Source organism: Rhodanobacter sp. MP1X3 (genome assembly GCF_014207165.1).
GTDB lineage: Bacteria > Pseudomonadota > Gammaproteobacteria > Xanthomonadales > Rhodanobacteraceae > Rhodanobacter.
The window spans coordinates 163445-187866 of record NZ_JACHCO010000003.1 but is presented as its reverse complement, the minus strand read 5'-3'; the positions used below and the strand labels follow the sequence as shown (position 1 = coordinate 187866).

General features: G+C 60.6%; 27 protein-coding genes. 12 read left to right on the top strand and 15 right to left on the bottom strand.

Translation table 11 applies throughout. From position 1 onward, the window contains the following. Nucleotides 1–10: 10 nt before the first annotated feature. Nucleotides 11–205 carry a hypothetical protein gene (locus HDE79_RS10010; protein WP_184601829.1) on the top strand — a complete coding sequence of 65 codons (195 nt, stop codon included), beginning with the start codon at nucleotides 11–13 and terminating at the stop codon, nucleotides 203–205. Here the strand turns inward: HDE79_RS10010 and HDE79_RS10005 are convergent. From HDE79_RS10005 to HDE79_RS09985, 5 genes are all read right to left on the bottom strand, one after another. Continuing rightward, nucleotides 192–863: a 4-carboxy-4-hydroxy-2-oxoadipate aldolase/oxaloacetate decarboxylase gene (locus HDE79_RS10005; protein WP_184601828.1), complete on the bottom strand. Its 672-nt coding sequence runs from the start codon at nucleotides 861–863 to the stop codon at nucleotides 192–194. The genes HDE79_RS10010 and HDE79_RS10005 overlap by 14 nt on opposite strands. A gap of 19 nt (nucleotides 864–882) precedes the next feature. Next, complete coding sequence (locus HDE79_RS10000) at nucleotides 883–2376, bottom strand: carbohydrate porin (protein ID WP_184601827.1); 1494 nt, start codon at nucleotides 2374–2376, stop codon at nucleotides 883–885. A 76-nt stretch (nucleotides 2377–2452) separates the two neighbouring features. Beyond that, entirely contained in the window at nucleotides 2453–3745 is a 1293-nt protein-coding gene (dctA, locus tag HDE79_RS09995; RefSeq protein ID WP_221440115.1) for a C4-dicarboxylate transporter DctA, read from the bottom strand. 63 nt (nucleotides 3746–3808) lie between these two features. After that, a complete protein-coding gene (locus HDE79_RS09990; RefSeq protein ID WP_184601826.1) occupies nucleotides 3809–4708 on the bottom strand; it encodes a hypothetical protein in 900 nt (299 codons plus the stop codon). Beyond that, entirely contained in the window at nucleotides 4705–5562 is an 858-nt protein-coding gene (locus HDE79_RS09985; protein ID WP_184601825.1) for an amidohydrolase family protein, read from the bottom strand. Before HDE79_RS09985 ends, HDE79_RS09990 begins: the two co-directional genes overlap by 4 nt. Before the next feature lie 271 nt (nucleotides 5563–5833). On the opposite strand from HDE79_RS09985, the gene HDE79_RS09980 reads away from it, so the two are divergent. Then, nucleotides 5834–7057 carry a LysR family transcriptional regulator gene (locus tag HDE79_RS09980; RefSeq protein WP_184601824.1) on the top strand — a complete coding sequence of 408 codons (1224 nt, stop codon included), beginning with the start codon at nucleotides 5834–5836 and terminating at the stop codon, nucleotides 7055–7057. Between the two features lie 264 nt (nucleotides 7058–7321). Here HDE79_RS09980 and HDE79_RS09975 read toward each other — a convergent pair whose 3' ends face one another. Together HDE79_RS09975 and HDE79_RS09970 are read right to left on the bottom strand one after the other, a co-directional pair. Then, nucleotides 7322–7735 (bottom strand): host attachment family protein, encoded by a 414-nt coding sequence (locus tag HDE79_RS09975; RefSeq protein ID WP_184602107.1) that lies wholly within the window; start codon nucleotides 7733–7735, stop codon nucleotides 7322–7324. A 759-nt stretch (nucleotides 7736–8494) separates the two neighbouring features. Continuing rightward, on the bottom strand, nucleotides 8495–9184 hold the full coding sequence (locus HDE79_RS09970; protein WP_184601823.1) for a TMEM175 family protein: 690 nt from the start codon (nucleotides 9182–9184) through the stop codon (nucleotides 8495–8497). A 225-nt stretch (nucleotides 9185–9409) separates the two neighbouring features. On the opposite strand from HDE79_RS09970, the gene HDE79_RS09965 reads away from it, so the two are divergent. After that, nucleotides 9410–10186, top strand: a complete 777-nt coding sequence (locus HDE79_RS09965; protein ID WP_184601822.1) for a ferredoxin--NADP reductase — start codon at nucleotides 9410–9412, stop codon at nucleotides 10184–10186. 49 nt (nucleotides 10187–10235) lie between these two features. Beyond that, the gene (locus tag HDE79_RS09960) at nucleotides 10236–10718 is read left to right on the top strand and encodes a DUF456 family protein (RefSeq protein WP_184601821.1); all 483 of its coding nucleotides are present in this window, start codon (nucleotides 10236–10238) and stop codon (nucleotides 10716–10718) included. A 26-nt stretch (nucleotides 10719–10744) separates the two neighbouring features. Here the strand turns inward: HDE79_RS09960 and HDE79_RS09955 are convergent, their stop codons facing one another. Further along, nucleotides 10745–11413: a hemolysin III family protein gene (locus HDE79_RS09955; protein ID WP_184601820.1), complete on the bottom strand. Its 669-nt coding sequence runs from the start codon at nucleotides 11411–11413 to the stop codon at nucleotides 10745–10747. A 328-nt stretch (nucleotides 11414–11741) separates the two neighbouring features. Here HDE79_RS09955 and HDE79_RS09950 point away from each other — a divergent pair, with 328 nt between their 5' ends. The 5 genes from HDE79_RS09950 (at nucleotide 11742) to HDE79_RS09930 (ending at nucleotide 17079) form a co-directional block, all read left to right on the top strand. Further along, nucleotides 11742–12428 (top strand): energy transducer TonB, encoded by a 687-nt coding sequence (locus HDE79_RS09950; protein WP_184601819.1) that lies wholly within the window; start codon nucleotides 11742–11744, stop codon nucleotides 12426–12428. Nucleotides 12429–12750: 322 nt separating this feature from the next. Continuing rightward, nucleotides 12751–13326: a cysteine dioxygenase family protein gene (locus HDE79_RS09945; protein ID WP_184601818.1), complete on the top strand. Its 576-nt coding sequence runs from the start codon at nucleotides 12751–12753 to the stop codon at nucleotides 13324–13326. Between the two features lie 31 nt (nucleotides 13327–13357). Next, complete coding sequence (locus tag HDE79_RS09940) at nucleotides 13358–14740, top strand: FAD/NAD(P)-binding protein (protein ID WP_184601817.1); 1383 nt, start codon at nucleotides 13358–13360, stop codon at nucleotides 14738–14740. A 47-nt stretch (nucleotides 14741–14787) separates the two neighbouring features. Then, nucleotides 14788–16182, top strand: coding sequence for a cardiolipin synthase (gene cls / locus HDE79_RS09935; protein ID WP_184601816.1), 1395 nt, complete (start codon nucleotides 14788–14790; stop codon nucleotides 16180–16182). A gap of 87 nt (nucleotides 16183–16269) precedes the next feature. Next, the gene (locus HDE79_RS09930; protein WP_184601815.1) at nucleotides 16270–17079 is read left to right on the top strand and encodes a prolyl oligopeptidase family serine peptidase; all 810 of its coding nucleotides are present in this window, start codon (nucleotides 16270–16272) and stop codon (nucleotides 17077–17079) included. Between the two features lie 3 nt (nucleotides 17080–17082). Here HDE79_RS09930 and HDE79_RS09925 read toward each other — a convergent pair whose 3' ends face one another. Together HDE79_RS09925 and HDE79_RS09920 are read right to left on the bottom strand one after the other, a co-directional pair. Continuing rightward, nucleotides 17083–17469, bottom strand: a complete 387-nt coding sequence (locus tag HDE79_RS09925; protein WP_184601814.1) for a hypothetical protein — start codon at nucleotides 17467–17469, stop codon at nucleotides 17083–17085. A gap of 60 nt (nucleotides 17470–17529) precedes the next feature. Continuing rightward, nucleotides 17530–18786 carry a hypothetical protein gene (locus HDE79_RS09920; protein ID WP_184601813.1) on the bottom strand — a complete coding sequence of 419 codons (1257 nt, stop codon included), beginning with the start codon at nucleotides 18784–18786 and terminating at the stop codon, nucleotides 17530–17532. Nucleotides 18787–18910: 124 nt separating this feature from the next. On the opposite strand from HDE79_RS09920, the gene HDE79_RS09915 reads away from it, so the two are divergent. Continuing rightward, a complete protein-coding gene (locus HDE79_RS09915) occupies nucleotides 18911–19564 on the top strand; it encodes a nicotinamidase (RefSeq protein WP_184601812.1) in 654 nt (217 codons plus the stop codon). 23 nt (nucleotides 19565–19587) lie between these two features. On the opposite strand, the gene HDE79_RS09910 is transcribed toward HDE79_RS09915, so the two are convergent. Both HDE79_RS09910 and HDE79_RS09905 read right to left on the bottom strand, forming a co-directional pair. Beyond that, nucleotides 19588–20046, bottom strand: a complete 459-nt coding sequence (locus HDE79_RS09910) for a putative toxin-antitoxin system toxin component, PIN family (protein ID WP_184602106.1) — start codon at nucleotides 20044–20046, stop codon at nucleotides 19588–19590. 46 nt (nucleotides 20047–20092) lie between these two features. After that, nucleotides 20093–20281: a CPXCG motif-containing cysteine-rich protein gene (locus tag HDE79_RS09905; RefSeq protein WP_184601811.1), complete on the bottom strand. Its 189-nt coding sequence runs from the start codon at nucleotides 20279–20281 to the stop codon at nucleotides 20093–20095. Between the two features lie 135 nt (nucleotides 20282–20416). On the opposite strand from HDE79_RS09905, the gene HDE79_RS09900 reads away from it, so the two are divergent. Both HDE79_RS09900 and HDE79_RS09895 read left to right on the top strand, forming a co-directional pair. Continuing rightward, entirely contained in the window at nucleotides 20417–21328 is a 912-nt protein-coding gene (locus tag HDE79_RS09900) for an ion channel (RefSeq protein WP_184601810.1), read from the top strand. A gap of 87 nt (nucleotides 21329–21415) precedes the next feature. Then, entirely contained in the window at nucleotides 21416–21700 is a 285-nt protein-coding gene (locus tag HDE79_RS09895; protein WP_184601809.1) for a hypothetical protein, read from the top strand. A 42-nt stretch (nucleotides 21701–21742) separates the two neighbouring features. Here the strand turns inward: HDE79_RS09895 and HDE79_RS09890 are convergent, their stop codons facing one another. The 3 genes from HDE79_RS09890 to HDE79_RS09880 all read right to left on the bottom strand — a co-directional run bounded on the left by HDE79_RS09890 (nucleotide 21743) and on the right by HDE79_RS09880 (nucleotide 24351). After that, nucleotides 21743–22705 carry a quinone oxidoreductase gene (locus HDE79_RS09890; protein ID WP_184601808.1) on the bottom strand — a complete coding sequence of 321 codons (963 nt, stop codon included), beginning with the start codon at nucleotides 22703–22705 and terminating at the stop codon, nucleotides 21743–21745. Nucleotides 22706–22762: 57 nt separating this feature from the next. After that, on the bottom strand, nucleotides 22763–23479 hold the full coding sequence (locus HDE79_RS09885; protein ID WP_184601807.1) for an HAD family hydrolase: 717 nt from the start codon (nucleotides 23477–23479) through the stop codon (nucleotides 22763–22765). Nucleotides 23480–23571: 92 nt separating this feature from the next. Next, nucleotides 23572–24351 carry an N-acetylmuramoyl-L-alanine amidase gene (locus tag HDE79_RS09880; RefSeq protein ID WP_184601806.1) on the bottom strand — a complete coding sequence of 260 codons (780 nt, stop codon included), beginning with the start codon at nucleotides 24349–24351 and terminating at the stop codon, nucleotides 23572–23574. Nucleotides 24352–24422 lie beyond the last annotated feature (71 nt).

The following is a 24422-nucleotide window of genomic DNA, read 5'->3' as shown; positions in this document are numbered from 1 at the left end:
GGCTTGCACCTTGGATATGGAAGACGTCGGCACGATTTCTGCCGAACAGCGTGCCTTCGAGCAATTTGTGCGCGCTACACAATGTGTCGGCGCACACGCGCTGAGCGGCAGCTACAAAGCCGAGGAAAAATCTGTTCTTGGAAGTGCCCTCACGCATCCACATCGCACGTATGTTTTCGAACTGGATTGCCTCAAACATATTTGAGACCTTTCTGGGCCAGGCGCTCGCGCATGTCGTAGATGTCCAGGCCCAGTTCGCCCGCAGCCAGGCGCTTGCGTTTTTCCTCTTCCCTGGCTTCGCGTTGGTTGGCCTTTTCCAACGCTTGGGCGGCGCTGACGCGCGGCACCACGCAGACGCCATCATCATCGGCGATCACCACGTCGCCCGGATTGACCAGAGCGCCGCCACAGATGACCGGCACGTTGACCGAGCCGAGCGTTTCCTTGACCGTACCCTGCGCATGGATGGCGCGACTCCAAACAGGGAAGCCCATGGCGGTGAGATCACGCACGTCGCGTACGCCGGCGTCGATGATCAGGCCGCGGCAGCCATGCGCCTGCGCCGAGGTGGCCAATAGATCGCCGAAGTAGCCGTCTTCGCAGGGGCTGGTGGGCGCAGCGATAAGCAGATCGCCTTCGCGCAACTGCTCGATGGCCACATGCAACATCCAGTTGTCGCCCGGCGGCATCAGCACGGTGATCGCCGAGCCGGCAATGCGTGCGCCGCTATAGATCGGGCGCAGGCAGGAATGCATCAGGCCACTGCGTCCCTGTGCTTCATGCACCGTGGCGACGCCAGCACGGGCCAGGCCCTCGATCACGTTTGCGTCGGCGCGTTCGATACGGGTTATCACGACTGACATATTCAATTCCTCGCTATCTTCAATCACTGGCCGCGGCGGGACGGAAGCCCATCAATACGCCGAAGTCCACGCGCAGGCTGATCGCGTATACGAACAAGTTCTTCGGCAGTACCGGCGTTTTCGCGATAGCCGAATTGTCCGGATGCACGATGTACTGCAGGCTCGGGGTCAGCTCCAGCCCTTTGATCAGGTGGATGGTGTAGGTGAGGTCAGAGGCGAGCTGGTGACGCGCATTCAAGCCGCTACCGCCGGCCTTCTTGCGTGCTTCGGCGAGGTAGGCCTGCTCTGCCTGAGTCAGCTCGAACGACGAGACATTCAGGCCAAGCGTGTCATACGGCCGGAATGCGAGCGGCCCGGTCATCACGAAGCCGCCGTAGATCTGCTGGCGCATGATCTCCTGGCCTTCCAACTGCTGTACCCAGCCACCGAACACGTTGAAACTGCGTGGCGAATTCGGATCGGGACGCCAGATGACCTTGTCACCCATGATGTAAAAACCATCGCGGATATGGTTATCGGTGGCCGCAGTACCGCCATACGTGCCGAGCGGCTGGCCCTTGGTGTTTTCATTGATGTCGGTCAGCGGCGCCGTGCTCCCATAGACACCGCCCTTCAACTCGAACGGATATTGCACGGTCTTGGGGTCGTTCTGCACCCAGCCGAATTCGATCGGCAAGGTATAACCGGTCGAATGTTTGATTTCCCAATCCAGGCCGTTGCTGGGCTGCACGTCTGGATTGACCTCGAAGACACCGACATCGACGTAGGTGTTCGGCGTCGTCTTGAACTTCACGTTGGTACCCCAGGTCGCCGAGGGCAGCAGGCTGAGGCCGGTTTCGGAAACCAGCATGCGCGGCTCGCCGCAGGTGTTCGCCGAAACGAACTGGCAGTTGACCACCAGGTGGCCGAAGTAAGTGGTACTGCCCAGACGGCCTACCTGGATGTCCAGGCGATCATCCATCAACTTCTGCTCGTACGAGAACAGGCCCAAGTGCCAGCGTGTATAGGGATTCTTGTAGATGTATTGCTGTTTGGTATAGGTGCCGGTATCGAGCGTGTTGAGGCTCAGTCCGTAATCGCGATACGCAGTGAAGTGGAAACTCGCGCCGGACCACCCGAAGATCTTGCCGAGGTCGAAGTCTGCACCGATATAGAACTGGCCAACGTTGCGGCTACCCTGCCTGACGCCGCCGGTGGTGTTCTTGGCATATTGGTCAATTTCGTTGGCGCGGATATTGACGCCGTCGTCGAGCAGTTTCTGCACCAGTACCGAGCGCGGCAACGCTCGCTCCTTGGAAACCGGCTGCGCACCCACCGGTGTGCCGGAAGGATCAACAGTACCGTTGCCAATGTTTTGTTGCGGCTCAGTTTGCGCCACGGCATAGGCATCCGCCCAATTCGTATTCGGGCCGCCATTTTGTGCTGGCTGCGCGGTCTGCGCATGCACGGCAGGAACCAGCAGCGTGGTGACGAGGCCCAGGTACAGCGATTTACGTGCTATCAGCCTTTTCATTGACGCAATCCTCCCCATCGCGGTGCCGATGGGGACCGCGAGATATGTTGATTTGAAGGCATGATCGAACTGCCTGTTAACCCGCTTGTAGTTCTCGTTGAAGCTTGTCGCGGTCAACCACTTTCTCCCAGTGGCCGATCACTACGGTCGCAACGCAATTGCCGACGATGTTCACGAACACGAATCCCGCCGACAGGATGCGATGCACACCGAGAATCAAGGCGACGCTACTGACCGGAATGGTCTTGGTCGCCGCCAACGTCATGGTCAGTACCGCGATGGCCGAGCCGGAAACGCCCGCGCCACCTTTGGATGTGACCAACAAAATCAGCAGCAGGCCCAACTGTGCCTGCCAGCCCAGCGCGGTACCGGTGGCCTGCGCCAGGAACACCGTCACCGCGGCGAAATAAAGACAGGTGCCGTCGTGATTGAAGCTGTAGGCGGTAGGCAGCACCATGCCGACCACCGATTCATCCACGCCAAGGCGCGTGAGCTTTTCGGTGAGCTGCGGAAACACGCTCTCCGACGAACTGGTGCCGAGCACCAACACCAGCTCCTCGCGAAAATAACGCATCAGTTTGAACAGGCTAAACCCGCATACATGCGAAATCGGGGCAAGCACCACCAGCAGGAACACCACGCAGGTAAGCGCGAATTCGGCCACCAGCTTGGCCAGCGGCAACAAGCTGCTGAGGCCGAACTTGGCCGTGGTGAAGGCGATCGCGCCGAAGGCGGCGATGGGGGCAATCTTCATCACCATGCGGATGATCCAGAACAAGGTCTGCCGGATGGCATCGACGATGCGCAGCACCGGTTGCGCGTTGTCGCCGAGACTGGCCAAGCCGCAAGCAAACAACACCGAAAACACCAGAATCTGCAGGATGTCGCCGCTGCTGAACGCACCGAGTGCTGAGGTCGGCACCAAATTGGTGATGAACTCGCCAAAGCCATGCGGCACTGGCGCCCCTTGATTGCCCGCGTCCATGCCGTGCTGGAGTGCGGCCGGATCGACATGCATGCCTACGCCGGGCTTGAGCACGTTGATGGCGACCAGGCCGATCACCAGCGCCACACTGGTGACTACTTCGAAATACACCATCGCCTTGAGCGCGATGCGCCCGACCTTGCCCAGGTCGCGCACGCTGGCGATGCCATGAGTGACGGTGCAGAAGATGATCAGCCCCACCACCATCTGGATCAGGCGGATAAAGATATCGCCGAGCGGCTTGAGCGCGCTGCCCACATTCGGCCACAGCACACCGACCATCACGCCCAACGCCATGCCGACGACCACCTGGAAAGTCAGGTCGCGGTAGAACGGGCGCCGCTGCGAGGTCAAGTGCATTTGGATGTTTACCGGTTGGGTCATGGTAGAGCTGAACTCTTGGCAGGTGCCGCTTCAGCGCTTCGTGCGTCGGAGCGATGGGCAATGTCAGACGGTCTCGCCTTCCAGCAAAACGTGAGCGGGGCCCAACACCTCGTCGAAGCTTAGCTTGCGTGGCAAAAGCGCCTGCTCCAAGCAAGCGTCGATGATCCATTCCAGCGGACCGCGCAAGGCGTCAAAACCGGACAGGGTTTTGCGGGGGCCACTCGCCGCCGCGACCTGGTGACTTTCTGCCTGCGCCAGCAGGCCATAGGCGGCACGCACGGCAGACGGCTCACGCTTGCAGATCTCGGCGCTGGCGGCCACCACATGGTTAATCGGCACGAAGCCATGCTGCTGCGCCCAGGCCAGATCTTTGGCCTTTGCATTGGCGATCACCGGCACATAGTTATCGCCCTCAGGTAGATCGTTGCCGAAGATCGCTGCATCGATGTCGCCGTTGTGCAGCATGTCCAGCAGGCCCATGTCATGGGCCGGATGCTCGACGAACGGCGGATCCTGATACTGCTCCACATGGGCCGGGTCATGAGTGATCCAATGGATATCGGGGGTGGCCAAGCCATAGTCCTCGACCAGATGCGCGCGCACCCACATACCGGTGGTCTGGGTGTACGAGCGCACGCCGATGCGCTTGCCACGCAGTTCTTCGGGTTTGACTTCACCATGCGGGCGGTACGAAACCAGGCAGCCGCGCTGGAAGCGCGAGGCCACGACCACCGGCAGCAGCACGATGTCCCGCTTGAAGGCGATCGCCTGCAGGGCGGTGACGATAGCCAATTCCGAGATGTCGAACTTTGCCTCGCGAACCATCGGCGCGAACGCCTTGTGGATCGGGTTGATCTCGGTGAAATCGAGCACCACCTGCTCACTCTTGAGCGCACCGTCCTTCAGCGGCGTGGTCAGGGCAGTGGTCTTCAATACGGTATGTAGATGGACTGGCTGGCTCATGCCGCCACTCCCGCCAGCGCTGGATAAATGCGTTCAACGGTGCCGCCGAAGATCATCGCCTGCTGGTCCTTGGACAAGCTGGACAGCACGTCGCGCGCCGTCGCCACCAGTTCATGGAGTGAACCTTCGGCTGCCGGGAAGTTGGAGCCCCAGGCGATGCGTTCGGCACCAAAGGTGCTCACCAGTTTCTCCAGGAAAGTAGCCGGGTTGGAGTGACCCTCGGTGGCTGCGGCCAGCGTGCGGTTGGTTAGCTTCAGATGCACGCCCCCGAACTGCGCCATATCGAACAGCGCCTGCGCAGCCTTGTACGGTGCGCCGTCATCCAGATCTGGCCGGGCGCAGTGATCCAGCAACACACGAGACTTGGGAAAATGTTCCAGCAAGGTGCGCAGCGTTGGCAGGCCCTGCATGGTCATCTGCAGGCAGACGGGAATGCCGATCTTTTCAGCGTGCGCCCAAGCCGGATAGGAATCCTTGTGACCAAGCCAATCCGATTGGCCGGGCATGGTGGTGCCGGTGGTGAAAAGGCGAAAGCCATGCAAGCCCTGAGCCTCCCAATGATCGATCCGCTCCACCGCATCCGGCGCCAGCGCATCGATGGAATACACACCGACCAGGCGCTCCGGGTAGGCACGCACCGTATCGACCACATAGCTGTTGTCGTGCCCATAAACAGTCGAGGCCTGCACCACTACCGCCTTGGCGATACCGGCGGCATCCAACGCCTTGATCACGCCTTCCGCATCGACCGGATGACTTTGGGACCACGCGGACTGATGACCACCGATCGGGCTCTTCGGATACTTCAAGGTGTCCGAAGCGATGGCGTGCAGGTGGGAATCAATGAGGTTCATGAGAGCGATCAGTTAATTATTTAAGGTATGGAGTAGGGCTAAGCGTTTTTCTTGCGTCGCAACAATTGACCAATGGATGTAAGCGGTGAACTGATGCCTTCTGATGCTGCGTTGCGCAAAGATAAAAGTGCCTCTCCGACTTTCGAGTTTGGTATCGACTGTCAAAGGAGTTTTTTCGCCCTCGCATTTCGAGAACGGAATTTGCGCGAAAAAGCTCGCGTTGCCAAATTCGTTTTACTGTCCTTGTATAAGCAAATACTATCGATTGTGTATGGATAAGATTTATGCCTTGAACCTTCGCCACCTGGATGCGCTCAGCGTGATCGCCCGCGCTGGCAGCATGAGCGCGGCAGCCGAACAGGTCAGCCTTTCGCAGCCGGCGCTGGCTCAAGCCGTCGGCAAGCTCGAACGCAACCTTGAAATTCGCCTGTTCGAACGCCGCGCCGCCGGCATGCGCCCGACTGCGACCGGGCTCGCGTGGATCATCCGAGCCGAGCGCGCGCTGCGCTATCTCACCCAAGGCGTGCGTCTGGTACGCCGCTCGGCGCGCCTGGCGCCGCTCGCCCATATCGAGCGGCGTGTCAGCATGGTGCAGTTACGCGCCCTGGTGGCAGTTGAGCACTGCAGCAGTTATGCCGCCGCCGCCGACCAGATCGGGCTATCGCAACCGGCCGTCTACCGCGCCGTGCAAGAACTGCAGGACACGTTGGGTGCGGAATTGCTGGTGCGAGCCGGACGCGCCGTACGACCCACCGATCTAGCCAGCCGTTTCGTGCGCTTCGCGCGCCTGATGTTGGCCGAGTTGCGTACCGGACTGGACGAAATCGCCGCCGGCAAGCACGGCGTCGGCCGCATCAGCATCGGTACGCTGCCGATGGCGCGCGCGGTGTTCCTGCCCGATTTGCTGGCGCGATTCGCACAGGAGCATCCGGGCGCATCGGTGGAAGTACGCGAAGCTCCTTATGACGAGTTGCTGATTGCGCTGCGCCATGGCGACATCGACTTGGTGATCGGCGGCGCCATGCGCCATCCGGCACCAGCCAATGATGTGGAACAAGAAAGTCTGTTCGATGACGAACTCTTTATCGTCGGCAACAGCGCTCATCCGCTACGGCGCAACAAGGTCGTCACCATTCAAGACCTGCTCGCCTATCCCTGGGCAGTGCCGGCACTCGGCGTACCGATGCGGCTCAATTGGGGGACCCTGTTCCGCACCCACGGCGTTGAACCACCGACGCCACGCATCGAATGCGGCTCGGTTCTGGTCACGCGCGGACTCATGCTCAAGGGCGAATGGTTGACCCTGATGTCGCTGGACCAGTTTCTCTTCGAGCGCCAGGCGGGCGCTCTGGCCGAAATACCCATCGAGGGCGGCGTCCTGCGTCGGCGCATGGCTATGATCCGGCGTAGCGATTGGCGCCCAACTTCCATGCAGGAACACTTTGCGACCATGGCGCGAGAGATGGGCGCCGAACGCCCTCACCTGCTGCCATGACCCGGCTAAAAAATTGACCTTCCCCCGCAGGTGTTCCCACAACCTTTGCTGAGCGCAAGCTTCTGCACTTTGCGCTGCGCGGGTGGCCAAGCAACAACTCGGCAAGGTGATCAGTCAAGTCCGCCACCCAAAGCAGGCACGGATATAAATCTGTGTTCGCCGACTCCAAACTGCTCTTGAACGAATAATTGCTGGCAGCTGATCTGGCCGCAGCCGTCATCGCCGCCAGTTGCATGGCTGGCTGTGATCCATCGGGCGTCTTGTTTACTCGTTTGCTTTCAGGATTTTCTCGATATCTTCCAAAGTCGAGTTGGTAAGCGTCTTTGCCAATTCGCCGGTAATGCGTTTCGTCGTCTCGGCATGTAGCTGCGGCCGAACATCGCCCAACGTCTTCGGGTCGGCAATCAAGAACAGATGCTCGAACTCTTGCTTTAATGCCGCAGCATTGAGGCGATGGACAAGCTGCTTGGCAAAGGTCGCCTCATCGTTCTGCTCGGGGCTTTCCTCGGGCGGGCGATGACCCGAGGGACCTTGCCCTTGTTCATCAGTGACCTCGAACTTCATGATGTCTTCCTGCAACAGGCGAAGCGCGTCTCCTTTGCCGACATTGTGAAACAAGCGGGCATGAGTGCCGTCAGCGACGACGACCCACGTACCAGTGGGAATCTTGTGCATCAGCTTCTCCTTCATTAGCAGCGCACCAAAAGCGTTGCGCCACTTCCTTGACCTTAGCCACCGGCGCGTGACAGCTTTGGTAACAGATCATCCCTAATGAAAATCACTCGACCGCGCGTCGAGTGATCCCAGCAAATGGGCCAGATCGCACAAGTGATGGGCGATCAAATGGCACGCACCATCCTGAACTTCCCACCGCCTCAACAGCATATGCCCTGGATATGCCCTACGCTGCCAGCGCTAAGCTTCAGCGCGCCGAGTCTCGAAGTTCTGACTCGGCGGGTTCGGCCTGACCTTACCCAGGCGGAAATGCCGGATTCCAACGATAAAGCTAAGGACCTACCAGCGCAGTATCATGAAGCGGGGTGCTGCCTCATATTTTAAGGGAAGATTCCTTCAGTCGTAGCCACGATCTTGACAGCCGCGCATGCCTCATCACGAAGAAGTTGAAGAGGCGACAAGCCGCCACGCGCTAGCCGTATGTATCGACACACAAATCACCGCGAATGGTCGGCGCGCACATGCTGAGAAGCCACACGATCAGTGGAAAGACAGCGATAAAAACGAAACGGAAAGCTGCTCGCTGCTTGATATTTGCCACATGCTACATATTGCAAAGCCACCAAGCCTTATCCAAAGCGGCTCACGAAACTTCATACATCTAGCCCATCATCGGTGCCACGCATACGCCCATGGCGCGATCGTGGATTCGATGCTGGCAAGGGTATATCGGGACGGGTAACAGGATCGGTCGTCTCGCCGCTATTGCCCGGGATTGGTGTTCCCATGGGGAGCCTGTGCTTCACCGCCGCTGAGCGCACCGGCTTTGGCCGAGCGCTCCAGCCGCACCGATGCAACGCGCAAGCCCGCACCCACAAGCATGACCAGTGCAGCCACCAGCTTCAAATGCAGGCTATAAAGCGCCACCGCACCAAACACAATCGCCACGAACAACTCCTGCAACAGCCATCCCCACGCGCGCGAACGTGGCACATCCGGCGCGAGCTGAGCGATGAAAGCGGCATAGCCCCAGCCGACTGCCAGACAGGCATAGTTGGCCATCAGCGTGACCGAGTAGATAAGCATGCCGGTGGAATTCGCACCCATCGCGTCGCTGAGCAATACCCGTATCACGACTGGCATGAGTGCAACCAGACTCAGCAAAAGCAGGCTGATCAACGTCATCGGCATATCGACATAACGCAAATGTGCCAGCGTGCGTCGATGCCTGATCCACACGCTACCGATAATGGCGAAGCTGATGAAATAGGTCAGTAATGGGCCGACCCATGCATGAAGCAAATTTTCACCGGGCTGAGGCTCGGGCTTCAGCTCCACCGCCGACAGCGTCATCGCAATCGCGAATACACCGTCGGACAGCATCACCAGCCGGTCGAAATGACGCTGATGGACGTGATGCCCTTTCACGGGCAATGACGCGCCTGATTCCATACCACACTCCCCAAGGTCGGCTGCCCGCATGATGCCTCAGAATGCTGCAGTGGTCTTTCAAATTACTGCACACAGGCAAGCGGATCGCGGATCGCGTAAAATGTAGCGGGCACAAGCCACACGCAGCCATCGCCACGCTCCCGCCAGTGCTTCGTCACCCTGCGACTCGCCATCATGACGCATGACGATTCCGCCCCAATCCACCTTTCTTGAGACGATAGCACCATGGCAGCAATGGCGACCGAGCACGTGATCGACGTGCATCACTGGAACGATTCGCTTTTCAGTTTCCGCACTACGCGCGATCCCGGTTTTCGCTTTGACAGCGGCCAGTTCGTGATGATGGGGCTGGAAGTGGATGGGCGTCCGCTGATGCGTGCGTATTCCATCGCCAGTGCCAACTACGAGGAACACCTGGAATTCTTCTCGATCAAGGTCGCCAACGGGCCGCTCACTTCGCGCCTGCAGCACCTGCAACCGGGTGACCCGGTGCTGGTCAGCCGCAAGCCCACCGGCACGCTGGTGCTGAACGATCTCAAGCCCGGCCGGCATCTTTATCTGCTCGGCACGGGCACCGGCCTCGCGCCGTTCTTGAGCCTGGTACGTGATCCGGAAACCTACGAGCGTTTCGAAAAGATCGTGCTGGCTCACGGCGTACGAAACATCGGTGACCTTGCCTACGCCGACCAGTTGGAGCGCGAGCTGCCGCAGCACGAATACCTTGGCCCGCTGGTACGCGAAAAACTGATCTATTACCCAAACGTGACCCGTGAACCCTTTCGCAATCGTGGCCGCATCACCGACGCCATCGCCGATGGCTTGATGAGCGAGACGATTGGCCTGCCGCCACTCGATCCCGCCATCGATCGCATCATGCTCTGCGGCAGCCCCGCGATGCTCGACGATTTGAGCACACTGCTCGATGGCCGTGGTTTTCATGCATCGCCGCGCACGCGCGAGCCGGGCGATTATGTAATCGAGCGGGCGTTCGTGGAAAAGTAGTCAACCACACATCAAGCCAGGCCGACTCGGTCGGCCGAGGAAACCCCGGATGGACATCGCGCTTTATCTGCTGGCCACGGCGCTGATCATCGGCGGCCTGATTGGCTCGGTGATCCCCGCCTTGCCGGGTTTGCCGATGATCTTCGGTGGCGTCTGGCTCGTTGCTGCGGTGGACAACTACCGACATATCGGACTGTGGTGGCTGCTGCTCATCGGTGGGCTCGGTACGGCCGGCGTGATCATCGAATTCATTGCCAGCACGCTCGGCGCCAAACGCGTTGGTGCGAGTCGTCTGGCGCTGTGGGGCGCGAGTCTGGGTACGCTGGTGGGGATGTTCTTCAGCATCCCGGGTTTGCTGCTAGGGCCTTTCATCGGCGCCCTGCTCGGCGAGCTGGCCTCCGGTACCAGCGTGCTGCGCTCGGCGCATGTAGGCGTGGGTACCTGGATAGGTCTGTTGTTCGGAACCCTGCTGAAGCTGGTGATCTCGCTCATGATGGTCGGGCTGTTCGGGCTAGCGCTGTTGCTTGGCTGATCAACTTTGACCGGTCGTCCCAACCATCACACCGATGCGTCGGGTATCACGTAAAGCAGCACGGCCAGGAAATGCAGCACACTGCCGCCGAGCACACACAGGTGCCACAGCGAGTGGTGGTACGGCAACTTGCGCCAAAGATAGAACGGCACTCCCAGGGTGTATGCCAGACCGCCCGCAATCAGCAATGCGGTACCGCCGCTCTGCAGATACGCGCTCAGCGGTTTGAACGCGATCATGCCGATCCAGCCCATGCCGACATAAAGCAGCACGGCAAATTTTCGGTAGCGCTTCAGTGGCCCAACTTCCAGCGCGCTGCCAAGCAGCGCCAGCGTCCAGACCGCGACAAACAGACTCCAACCCCACACCCCGGGCAGGGCAATCAGGGTGAACGGCGTATAGGTGCCGGCGATCAGTAGAAAGATCGCGATGTGGTCCAGCGTGCGCAGGGTAGGCTTGGCTTTGACCAGGGGAATCGAGTGATACAGCGTGGAGGCGGTATACAGCAGAATCAGCGTGGTGCCATAGACTGCGCTGGCCGCGATCACGCGTGCATCGCCGTGGCGCGCGGCAAACGCTACCAGGATCGCCAGGCCAGCGATGCTCAGCACGATGCCGATACCGTGAATAACGCTACTGGCCAGTTCATCGCCAAAGCTGTACCGCGGAGCGGCGATCTGAGATGTAGCGTGCATGGCAACTCCTGATCAATCAGGAGACCTGCAGCGGCGCTCCCGGATACGTTATTGGTGGACCACGATGACCCGGGGTCATCGAAACCTGGCTAGGCGACTGAGCAACCGGCCGCCCTGCCTTCACTGGACTGATTCGGCAAAACAAGCGTTACAAGATAACGTGTCTGTTGGTGGATATGGACGTCCAGCCGTCCACTTGAAAAACAACGGCAAGCTCACTTGCGCAACGGCATGAAATGAGCATACGCTGCAATTGCTGCGGCGCAATACCCAGCTTGTAGGGCCGCGGCGCCATCGCACGTCCCAAACTGCCATCAGGAGGTCGCTTATGTCTTCCGCAAGTCTGGCCCACGCTCGTCATACGCAGCATCACCCCAACCATCCTGATGCCACCCGGATTACCGCGCTCAGTGCAGCGATAGCGCTCAATCTGGCCGTCCTCCTGATTGCAACCCGTCCCATGAGCGCGCCTTCGCTACCCACGCTGGAGCAGCCAGCGCCGGTTCCGCAGATTCGGCTCATCACTCCTCCCGCCGTGGTACCGCCACCGCCGGCGATCGTGATGAAACCGCTGCCGCATCCGCCCAAGACGGTAGCTCACAGCCAGCCAAAAGTGCCGCCGGTCGTCGCACAACCGTTCGTGCCGACCGTAGAAGGTCGCGTTGCACCGCCTGCAGCGATACAGACCATCACGCCAAGCACGGCAACGCCCGGCAATTCGGCACCAGCAAATCCTGTCGAAGCCAGCCTGGCCTATCGGTCCTCACCGCTGCAGTTTCCGGCGCAGGCTATGCGCCAGCAGCTGCACGGCACTGTGCTGCTGCGTGTACTGGTTGATGAGACCGGCAAACCGATCGATGTGCTAGTTGAACACACCAGCGGTTACGCCCTGCTCGACCGCAGTGCACGCGAGCAGGTGCTTGCATCGTGGAAGTTTCAGCCTGCGATGGTCGACGGAAAAGCCGTGCGCGCCTGGGCACGCGTGCCGGTGAGTTTCGATCTGCACCAGCAATGATGAAACGGGCAGTGACGGCGTAAGAAATGGTGAGCGACATATCCCGATCGGCGCTCATGCGCTGACCTGGATCGTCCGCGCAACGCACGCCAGGAACATTGTTGTTGACCGGCAGCCTTTGACGTCGGCGCGACACCGCGCAAGCGTTCTCAGGCCTCAAAACCCAGGCTCCGTACGGCATGAAACAAGGCCGCAGCGGCGTTTCCGCCACGCGCTGCGAACATGCGAGCCGCATCGCAAAAAAATGCCGCTTCCGTCTTACGCGTCTTTAACGAGACGCATGCTCCACTGTATTCGTTTGAAATACAGCCGAGTTTTCTGAATGGGCAAATATCTGCACACCTTGAAGACCCTGCGCGAGATCGCACTTGAACATGGCGCAGCCGAACAGCCCGACCTGGCTTCAATGGCGCGAGAAATCGGTCGCGTGGTGCATCAGGATACTGAAGCGTTGACAACGCGCTTTGCTCCTTTGCGTGCGCGCAACCATGGCTTCGAACGCTGGCTGGTGGCCGAACGAAGCAAGCCAGCGATCAGCGTGCTGGTGATGGCCTGGCCGCCGAACCACATCACGCCCGTGCACGACCATGCAGGTCTGTGGGGCCTGGAAGTCACCTTGCTCGGTGCATTGGAAGTACAGTCCTACGAGCGCGATCCGATATCCGGGGATCTACGCGAGCTTGGGCGCGATTGGCTGGGCCCCGGTGATGGCACCTGGTTCGAAGGCGGCGACAGCCATGCGCACCGCTGCCGCAACCTGTCGCAGCACGATACCGCGCTAACGCTTCACGTTTATGGTGGTGATCTGGCACAGTACTTCGCCTACGAGAAGGCTGAGCCGGAAGCGGGGTGGGTGGCTAAGCTGCAGCGCGCCGCCGTCTCTGGCCATATCAGCTGATCGCCACACCGCCATTTGTTCAAGGAATTTCATGTTTCGACGGGTCGCCATCATCGGCGGTGGTGCCGCGGCCGCTACGTTGCTCAGCGAATTGCTGGAGCGCAAGCCGTCGCAGCCGCTGCACCTTGACTGGTACACAGGCAGCGGTTCACTGGCTCGCGGGGTCGCCTATGACACCGTATCGGATCGCCATCTGCTGAACGTGCGTGCGGCATCGATGAGCATGTTCGCCGGCAAGCCCAGCGGCTTTCTGGATTTTGTTCAGCGTGATGATCCAGCGATTGCCGGCACCGACTTTCTGCCGCGCCGCCGCTACGGCGATTACCTCGAAGCCGAAGTCGCACACGCACTCAAACAGGCCAAAGCAAACGGCCACGATGTGAACGTGGTGCCGTTCCCCGTCGAGGCCATGGTGCCCGAGCGCGATAGCGTTACCGTCATCCATGGCGAAGAAAGCCATCGGGTAGATGCGGCCGTGCTGGCGCTGGGTTCCCTGCCGCCGCAGCCGCTGAGTGGCGTGAGCAGCGATGCGCTGGCAAGCGGCCGCTATGTGGTGGATCCGTGGCCCCTGCTAGCTGGTACTGAAAACCATCCTCCGCCAAGCAAGGTCGTGTTGATCGGGTTGGGCTTGACCGCCGTCGACGTGCTGCTCGAACTTTCTACACGCTGGCCGCACACTGAATTCACTGCGATATCGCGTCACGGCCTGCTGCCCGAGGCGCATCTGAATGCAGCCGCCGCGCCGGCTGGCGACAGCGCCGAGCTGATCGAATCGATGCGCGACACCCCGGACATCCATCACTGGCTGCATCTGCTGCGCGAAGCGACTGCCCACGAGCGCGACTGGCGCACCATTCTCGATAGCCTGCGGCCGCACACATCCAGTCTGTGGCGCGAACTGGACGTCGATCAGCGCGCACGCTTTCTGCGCCACGCGCGCTGGGCATGGGAGCGGGCGCGGCATCGCATGCCGCCACAGGCAGGCAAGTCGATCGCAATGCTCGAAAGCGAAGGCCGGCTGCATCGCCAGCGCGGACGCATGCAGTCGGTGGAACTCGTCGGCGATGCATTGCAGATGCATCTGGCTCCGGCACACGCCAGCTCAGGTCAGGCTCGACCGGCCCAGACTCTGCATGCCGACCTGGTGATACAGACCACCGGCATGAATACCGACATCCGCCGCACACCGCATACGCTGGTCAGTCAACTGCTCACCAACGGGCACATCACGCCAGATCCGCTCGGCCTCGGCATGCAGGCCATGCCCGATGGGCGGCTCGCGCACGACAACGACTATTGGCCAAACCTGTTCGCCATCGGCAGCATGCTGCGCGGCACCTTGTGGGAATCGACCGCCATGCCGGAAATCCGCCAGCAGGCGCGCAGCCTGGCTGACCGACTGCTCGCCCAATAACCGGCGCTGCCTGCTTCGATGACTTCGCATTCGATGGTCGCGCGCCGATGACTGCCAGCATGATCACCGCAGGTTTTGTGCTATTCCACGTGCTCGGCGTGTTCGCAGCCATGCATGCCGTGATGCACACACGCACGCCGCAGGGCGCGATCGGCTGGGCGCTGGGCCTGATCTTTTTGCCGTATGTCACGCTACTACCCTATCTGTATCTTGGCTCCAATCGGTTCCTCGGATACCTCACCAGCCAGCAGTCCAAGCTCTCGTCGCGCGCGCCCGACGGCAGCGGCAATACACCGTCGATCGATCCTGACTGCGCGCGCTACGCTGCGATCAGCGCGATTCAAGGTCGACCATTTCGCAGCGGACACCAGCTGAAGCTGTTGATCGATGGCGATGCCGCCTTCGAGGTCATGCTGACCGCGATGGCCGAAGCCAAGCACTGCCTGCTGATTCAGTTTTTCATCTTCCATGACGATCAACTGGGTCGACGCGTGCAGCAGCTCCTGCTTGAGCGCGCGGCAGCCGGTGTGGCCGTGTGCGTGCTGTTCGACGGCGTCGGCAGCCACGATCTACCCAAGCACTACGTCGAAACGCTGCTCGCCGGCGGCGTGGCGATTCATCCGTTTGCCACCCATCGCTGGCGCAACCGCTTCCAGCTCAACTTCCGCAATCATCGCAAGATTGTCGTGGTAGATGGCGCGCGCGCGTTCGTCGGTGGTCTCAACGTCGGCGACGAATATCTGGGCCTGAAGCCGCCGCTGGCACCGTGGCGCGATACCCATATGGAGCTGCGCGGACCGGCGGTGTCCGATCTGCAGCAGTTGTTCGCACGCGACTGGCAATGGATCACCGGTACACCGCCGCCGCTGCTGCCCTCGCCGCCTTGCGCGGGTGAGGCCAGTGCGCTGATCGTGGCCAGCGGCCCGGCCGACGCGCAGGAAACCTGCTCGCTGTTTTTCACCGCAGCCATTCATGCAGCACGCGAGCGGCTGTGGCTCACCACGCCATACTTCGTGCCCGATCACTCGGTGCTGTCGGCGCTGCGACTGGCCGTGGCGCGCGGCGTTGATGTCCGTGTGCTGATTCCTTCGCGACCTGATCACCGTACCGTGTTTCTCGCGTCCACACTGCACGCTCACGAGGCACTTGGCGCCGGCATCCGCATGTTCCGTTACCAGCCCGGCTTCACCCATCAGAAAGTGCTGCTGATCGACAACGACACCGCCGCGGTCGGCAGCATGAACCTCGACAGCCGTTCGTTCCGTCTCAACTTCGAGGTGAGCGCGCTCATCGTCAATCAGCACTTTGCCGGCGAAGTGGAAGCGATGCTGAAGAACGATTTCGCCAAAGCGCGCGCCGTTGATAAAAGTGAATACCTCGATGCGCCTTATCTGCGCCGTGTAGCGATGCATGTAGCGCGGCTGTTCGATCCACTGCTCTAAGGCGGAGACCAGCAGCATGCTGCAACATGACTTGCGTCAGCTCAGGCGACAGCCTTGAATAGGCTGACACCTCAACGGACATCATCCATGCGTCTGCGCTTTTCCCTGCTGCTTCTATTGCTGGTATCCAGCGTCTGCGCTCATGCCGACGATACCGCCCACTTTGTCGAACGCAGCCTGACGCTTCAGGGAAAAACCTATCGCTATCAGGTTTTTGTTCCAGATGGCTGGACGGCTAAACAGCATGGATCGGAAGACGTATGGCCGATCGTGCTGTTTCTGCACGGCAGCGGTGAAGCCGGCAACGATAATACGAAGCAGATGACTCAAGGGCTGCCGCCGTGGCTGCGAGAACATGGATCGACATTTCCGGCCGTGGTGGTGATACCGCAGGCACCGGAGCACACTTACTGGAACGGTGAAATCGAGCAGATGGCACTGCAGGCGATGCAGAACAGCATCACCGAGTTCCACGGCGACCGCCATCGGCTCTATCTCACCGGCCTGTCGATGGGCGGTTTCGGCGCGTGGCAGATCGCGATGGATCATCCTGGCCTGTTTGCCGCCGCAGCGATCATCTGCGGCGCGATCAATCCGATTTCAGACGAGCCCGCGCTGCACGTGGTGGGCATTCCCGCAGGCGTCGATCCCTACACCTGGGTCGCCTCACACATCGCCAATCTACCCGTGTGGATATTCCACGGCAGCGCCGACACCGTAGTGCCACTTACCGACGATCACCATCTATACCCTACGCTGCAGGCGCGCCACGTCGACGTGCGTTACACCGAATTCCCCGGCGTCAATCACGGATCGTGGGTGCCTGCGTATGCACTGCCCGAGCTGTGGCCATGGATGTTCTCGCACCGGCTCGACAACGTGCGCGCCGTGCACTGAACGTCAACGACGTTTCAGCAACCGCACTCCCCAGGGTGTGTGGCATAGCATCCATCCCACATAGATTCCAATCACGATACCGAGCAGTTCGCACAGCACGCGAACGCCGATACTGTCCGGATCATGCACCTCGGCCAGCTTCGCACGCAGCAGGTCAATCGACTGCAGCTGACCGTAGTTGAAATAGAACAGGTCCCATAAATCGCCGCTGGCAGTGAGCAGCGCAGCCACCAGAATAGTCCAGCTGATCTGGGGGCCGTAGCCCCAGTCGTTGCGTTGGCCTAGCCAGTGGAACACCGCGAACAGCAGCAGCGCCGCCATGGCGGAAATCGCGCCTGCCTCGATGCCACCTACAATGCCGAACCCCATCCAGCTCTGGTTGTAATGCATGGTGTGTTTCGCGTTCTGTAAGTCGGAGTGACCGGCATCATTATGCAGTGAAGTATCGCCTCACAGCGTAGTGGCATCGACGCCAGCAGTCGTCGGCTCGCAATCACGCACGGCATACCAGCGCAAGCTGAATCTGCCGGGATGAAGCACCGCGCAAACAGAAGCATGCAATGACGTCTGCGCGTAATAGGCACGACTCACTGCCACCTTGTCGCCGCTCGTTTCCGGCCCCCACGGAGCCAATACCAGATAAGGCTGAGGATGTTTGCCGCTGGAAATATATTTGCTCAGCCCCTGGGTCGGAAAAACCTGCGGCACCTGATGATCGAACACTACATCGGACAGGCTGAGCAAACCGCCGCCGTAGGGCAATGCCACCAGCGCCAGAAAAAGTAACGGCCAAGCCCATGCACGGGGCTGGTCGTTCCGATTATTGACCATAAGCACCGCCGCCAGCAGCGGCAATCCCGCAAGAAAGCCAAGCTCGAGCGCCGGCTTCACATCGAGCAAGTTGATGTCGAACAACGTGCGCATACCCAGCACCATACCCGGCAGCAGCAACATGATGGCGATGTTCGGACGCACATCGTTACGCGATGTGTCGAAGTGAATCAGGCCACGTGACCATGCGACTATCGCCACGGCGCACCAAGGCAACAGAGCCAGCGTGGCGATGACCAGCGGATAGGGGCGCGGATAAATATAAGCCCATCCGCTTGCTGCCAGCGTCACACCGTGGGCGACTTTGGCTATCTGCCGCGCCTTGGCCAGCCTGTCGAGGCGCTCTTTCGGGTTGGCGCCGTAAGTTCGGTCCGCCGCCAGCTTTGCCTCCGACGCTTCGCGCTCCTGCAGGTCGATATCGGGCAAGGCCGCAATCCAGGCCTCCAGCACGCTATCGCGTTTGTAGCCCGAGTCGAGACGCAACTGGCGCCCACTTCTGGGTACCAATACCTGTATCGGTTTGCCACGCGTGGGCAATAGGCGACGACCGAGGATCTCGTCGCGGCGCAGCCGCCGCGTGCTGAACAACCCACGCACTTCAATCGCATCGGCCCGCAGCGTCAAGCACGATACGGCGCACGACGACGCCATGAAAAGGCCCAGACAAAACGCAGCCAGGCCCACCCACAGCAGTATGGTCGGTGACGACGGCTGGCGGATTTGCAGGCTGGTTGCCCACACGCCACCACCCATCATCGCGACCGCGATCACATAGATGAAAGCACGCAAGGCCGGCGAGTAGCGATAAGTCCGCGGATAACTCGCGCTCGCCAATACCGACTCCCGGTAGCCGGTGCCGCTGGAAACCTGATCCATCCCCTTCTCCCCTTTAGCATTCCTTGTTTCGGCCGATTCTGATCTATGTCACATTTTTGCGAAACCCGGCGCCGCAACGCGCGGTAAACTCCTGCCAGCTAGGCCTATTTTGCGCGGCTCGCTTATGAAACCAATCATTGATCAACATGCCGCACTGATCGTCGTCGATCTGCAACCCGATTTCATGCCCGGCGGCCCGCTGGCATGCCATGAGGGCGATACGATCGTGCCCGGTATCCGTGCACTGCTGAAAGCTCGCGTATTCAGTCATGTAGTCGCAACCCAGGATTGGCACCCCGCCGGCCACATCTCGTTTGCCAGTTCGCATGCGGGCACCAAGCCGTTCGATCAGATCGACCTTTACGGACATCCACAGACCCTGTGGCCGGATCACTGCCTGCAGGCTACGCACGGCTCAGCGCTGCACGCGGATGTGGACTGGTCATCGCTCAATGCGATTATCCGCAAAGGCAGTCATCCAGACGTGGATTCCTACAGCGGCTTTCGCGAAAACCATGGGCCCGACGGGAGGCGCCCCTGCACAGGTCTCGCCGGCTGGCTGAGCGAACGTGGCGTGGACGAGGTCTATGTGTGCGGACTGGCACGCGACGTCTGCGTACTGTGGACAGCGCAAGACGCGGTGTATGCCGGCTTTCGCACGCATCTGCTATGGGATCTCAGCCGACCGGTCACCCCGACGACCGATGCAGCAACCCGCGAGACGCTGATCGCCAAGGGTATCGCCATCACCGAGGCGAGCAACCTGCAGCGCGCCTGATCGCCCGCTGCAACCACGAAAACTCAAGCTTCCGTCAGCGACCACTGCTCCGGCAGCAGGATCGAAAACAGCCCCGCACTGCGTGAACGATGATCGAGCTTCAGCAGCTCCTTGTCCTTGCTGATCAGCCAGCTCGCCTTGCTAGCCAACGCCAGCTCCAGAAATTTCTGATCATCGGGATCGGCGCAGCGCGGCAGCGACGCATCGTCATGCGTCGTAGAGGCATACGCGGGCAGATGATGGATCAATGCATCGAAAGCGTCGCTAACGCCTGGTCGGATTTTGTCGTCGATCGGCAGCTGCGGATAGTGCAGCACCCGGCGCCATTCATCGCGGCAATCATCACGGGTCACCGCCTGCACGGCACCGCTGCGCAACGCAGCCATCAGATCCACGCACTGAGGATCATTGAACAAAAAAAGATCCAGGCAAACGTTGGTATCCAGCACGATACGGGGCGCGGACGGCTTCGAGTGCGTCATCACGGCAGGCTGGCGCAGACAAGAGGCGAGCACAAGGCCATCGTGATCAAGCGTCGTTCTCGCCCGCCGCATTCACCTGCGGCTTGCCATCATCGTCAATGCGCACGCTCAACGAGATTGGCCGGCAGCAGACCTGGCAATCCTCGATATAGAACTGATCACCGGCAGACTCGTCGACCAGAATCTCGATCGGCTCGCCGCAATACGGGCAGGAAATATCACAAGGCGTAGGCATGAGCACATGACCGCAACACGGTGGGCCAGCTTGCCACAGACCTGCCGCCGGATGCAGGCAATCCGCGCGCTACAATCGTCGCACCGCTGGCTGAGCACTTGGTCGGCCATTCCATTCCCGCGATGAGAGCTGGCGATGAATTCCCCGCAAAAGCTGCGTTTCCGGCGTCGCCCGCGCATTGTGAACATCGGTGGCCGGGCGTTCGTCAGCCAGGGCCTGTCGCGACGCTTCTGGGATGACATCTACCATCGTGCGCTGACGATACGTTGGCCGACATTCTTCGCACTCGCCGGCGCGATCTTTCTGTTACTGAACGCCCTTTTCGCCATCGTTTACCAGCTCGGCGACGGATCCATCGCCAACCAATATCCGCGCGGCTTCGGTGGCGCATTTTTCTTCAGTGTCGAAACGCTGTCGACCGTGGGCTACGGCGACATGCATCCGCAAACGGTCTATGCACACATCGTGGCGACGGTGGAAATCTTTACCGGCATGGTCTGCATCGCGGTGGTCACAGGCCTGATTTTTTCGCGCTTTTCGCGTCCACGCGCCAAGATCCTGTTCGCCAACTACCCGGTTGTGCGGATGATCGATGGCCAGCTGACGCTGATGATCCGCGCGGCCAACACGCGCCAGAACGTGATTGCCGAAGCCTCTGCGCAACTGCATCTACTGCGACTGGAGACGTCGCCCGAAGGCTTCAGCCTGCGCAAGATCTACGATCTCAAGCTGGTACGCGACCGGCATCCGATCTTCATGCTCAGCTGGAGCCTTATGCACGTGATCGACGCCAGCAGTCCATTGTTCGGCGAATCGGAGGAGAGCATGGGCCGGAACCAGTCCACGCTACTGCTCACCATCGAGGGCATCGACGAAACCACCGCGCAGTCCATGCTGGCACGCCAGCGCTGGAGCCATAGCGACCTGCGCTGGAACCACCGTTACATTGATCTCGTCAGTGAAGACGCCGATGGCGTCAATACCATCGACTACGCCGTTTTTCACGAGGTAAGGCCGCTGGAAGACACCGAAAAACCGCTTGGCTGACGTGACCCGGCGACCCGCAAAACCCCTGTTACGGGCAAGGCGATACACTGCGTGCACTGAATCTTGATGCTGCACGGGATAACACCAATGGCCGAGCGTGAGTTCAACCACTACCTGGCACGCTCCGGCGCCGCGCTGGAAGGCTCGCGCTATACCGCGTATCTCGCCGTGACACCTCGCGGCCACGGCTTCCCGATGTATTTCGCCATCTGTGAAAACCGCAGCTTCCGCGCCAAGGAGGTCGCCGAAACGGCGGCGGCCAAGGCGTTGGCAGACATGACCGGATTGGAGGACGACGGCACGCCGATTTTCCCCGACGGCTACACCGGCTTCGACGATGACGCGCCGGCGGATAGCGCCGAACCAGGCTGATCTGGCGCGTCTGATGCGCGCCCATCCAGCGCGCTGAACGCGTTACACCGTCAGCAGCACCTTGCCGACCGCCTCCCGGCTTTCAAGGTAGGCATGCGCCTGAGCGCCATCCTTGAGCGCAAAACGTGCGGCAATGTTCGGCAGCAACTGGCCGGCACTTATCTGCGCGAACAAGGTGGACGCCCGTTCACGACGAATGGTTGCGCTGGTCAGCACATTCCACAGGTCGCCGCCGGTTAGCGTCAGTGAGCGATCCATCAGCAGACGCGGGTCGACCGGATCGGGATCACCCGCCGCCATACCGTAGAACACCACCGTGCCGCCGATGCGTGCAACGGCGAGGCTGTCGCCGAGTGTTGTCCCGACCGAGTCGTAAACCACATCCGCGCCGCGACCACCAGTCCATCGCCTCGCTTCAGCGATCCACTCTTCATAACCGACCGCCGCATCCGCACCCGCTGACAGCACAGCGGTGCGTTTCGTTGCGCTGGATGCCACGCCGATGACCGTCGCGCCGCGGGTCTTGAGCATTTGCACCAGCAGCTGCCCGACCCCGCCGGCTGCAGCGTGTACCACGGCGACATCCCCGCCGCGTACCGGATAGCTGTCGGTGACCAGGTATTGTGCGGTCAGGCCCTGCAGAAGAACCGCCGCGGCCGTGTCGAATGAGATGTCGTCAGGCAGAGGAATCAGTTTGTCGAGATCCACCGCAACCAGCTCGGCATTCGCATAAGGCATGTCCGCGAAACCGACCCGCGTGCCGACCGGGAAAAGCGGATCACCTTCGGCCGGGCGCTCAATCACTCCGGCACCCTCGTAACCGAGAATCCAGGGCGCGCTTCCGCTCAGATGGTAATTGCCGTTGCGCCTATAGACATCCGCAAAATTCAACCCGATGCCATGCATGCGCACCAGCGCCTGACCTGCAGCTGGAATCGGATCGGGCTGTTCACGCCATTGCAATACGTCGGCGTCGCCGAATTTTTCAAATATCAAGGCATGCATGGATCAGGTTCGGCAAGTAATTCGTAGTGATAACCGTGGGGCCTGGCCAGCCGGGATTCAAGCAGCCGCGCGCTGTGCCAACTCCGCAACGGCTGCCGGAATCGCCGAGGGCGACGCCACCGAAATCACCCGCTGTTCGTCCTCGCCAAGACCGGTTTCCAGCTCGTGCGCCCAGGTCACGTGGTACGGCAGATGCACGCCCCAGCCACCGAGCCGCACCACCGGTTCGATATCCGAACGCAGCGAATTGCCGACCATCGCGAACTGCGCCGGCTGCAGTTTGAATTCGCCGAGTACGCGTCGGTACGTCGCCGCGTTCTTCTCCGACACGATCTCGATGCGCTGAAACAAATCGGCCAACCCGGACTGCGCCACCTTCTTTTCCTGATGAAACAGATCGCCCTTGGTGATCAGCACCACCGTGTATTGCGCAGCCACCTGTTCAACCGCCTCGCGAATGCCCGGCAGTAACTCCACCGGATGTTGCAGCACGCTTTTGCCCAGCTCGACAATCTGGTGGATATCTGCCGCCGTAATACGCTTGTCGGTCATTGCAATGGCGGTTTCCACCATCGACAGCGTCATGCCCTTGGCGCCATAGCCAAACAGCTTCAGGTTACGCTGCTCGGTTGTCAGCATATCGGCCTGCACCCGGCCATCGGCCAGATCTACGTAGCGGCCGACGATAGTGGCGAATGTCGCGTTGGCCTGCTGGTAGTAATCCTCGCTATGCCACAGCGTGTCGTCACCGTCGAAGCCGATAAGTTGAAGCATGTCGATAAGGCCGTCTGTTCGTAGACCACCATTTTACGCTGTCGGCCAACGCGATCGTTTATTGTGTTCGTTCAGCGCACCAACGACTTTTGTCAGCGATCGAGTGGCAACAGCTGGCGCGTCAAGGCGTACAGAATGCGCAGGTCCTCGGCATCCAGCGTGTCGCCGTCCATGCCGCGGTAGTGGTGATGAAACGCGCGCACCACGGCGGCGTGATCATCGGGCGGATAGCCGATCACGCCCAATGCTATCCACGGATCGAAGCCGGTCGGTGGATCAACCAGCACGCCTTGCGGCCACAGGCCAAAGCCGGCATCCGCCAGCTGCTTCCACGGGAACAGTGGTCCCGGATCGTTCTTGCGCGTCGGTGCGAAATCCTCGTGGCCGATGATCTGCGTGCGTGGAATGCGCAGACGGTCGGTGAGGTCAGTCAGCAAGTGAAGCAGGCTGGTAATCTGCGCTGAGGCAAACGGCGACTGGCCATCGTTATCCAGCTCAATGCCGATCGAGGCGGAGTTCACGTCGGTGATCGAGCCCCAGCGCCCCTGCCCGGCGTGCCACGCCCGTAAAGAATCGGGCACCAATTGATAGATATGTCCATCGCCGCCGATCAGGTAATGCGCACTGACCGGCCCTTCGCTATTGCCGGTGCGCAAGGTCTTCAGGCTGTTCTGTACCGACGTCTCGTCGGTGAAGTGCAGCACGATCAGCTGCGGGCGACGCTCGCCATAGTTCGGCGAAGGTACCCAGGTAGCGAGTGGATTACGCACCGGCGTGGCGGCGCAGGCCGCCAGCAGTGCAATAAAAGCCAGCAACATCGTCTGCCGCAAAAGAACGCGCACTTTTGCTTTATCACGCTTCGCCGAACCCATCGAGCCCGCTCCTGTTGGTCTGCCGCTTTTCCACAATCAAACGGATGGAAAGCCATTCGAAGACAGCGCGC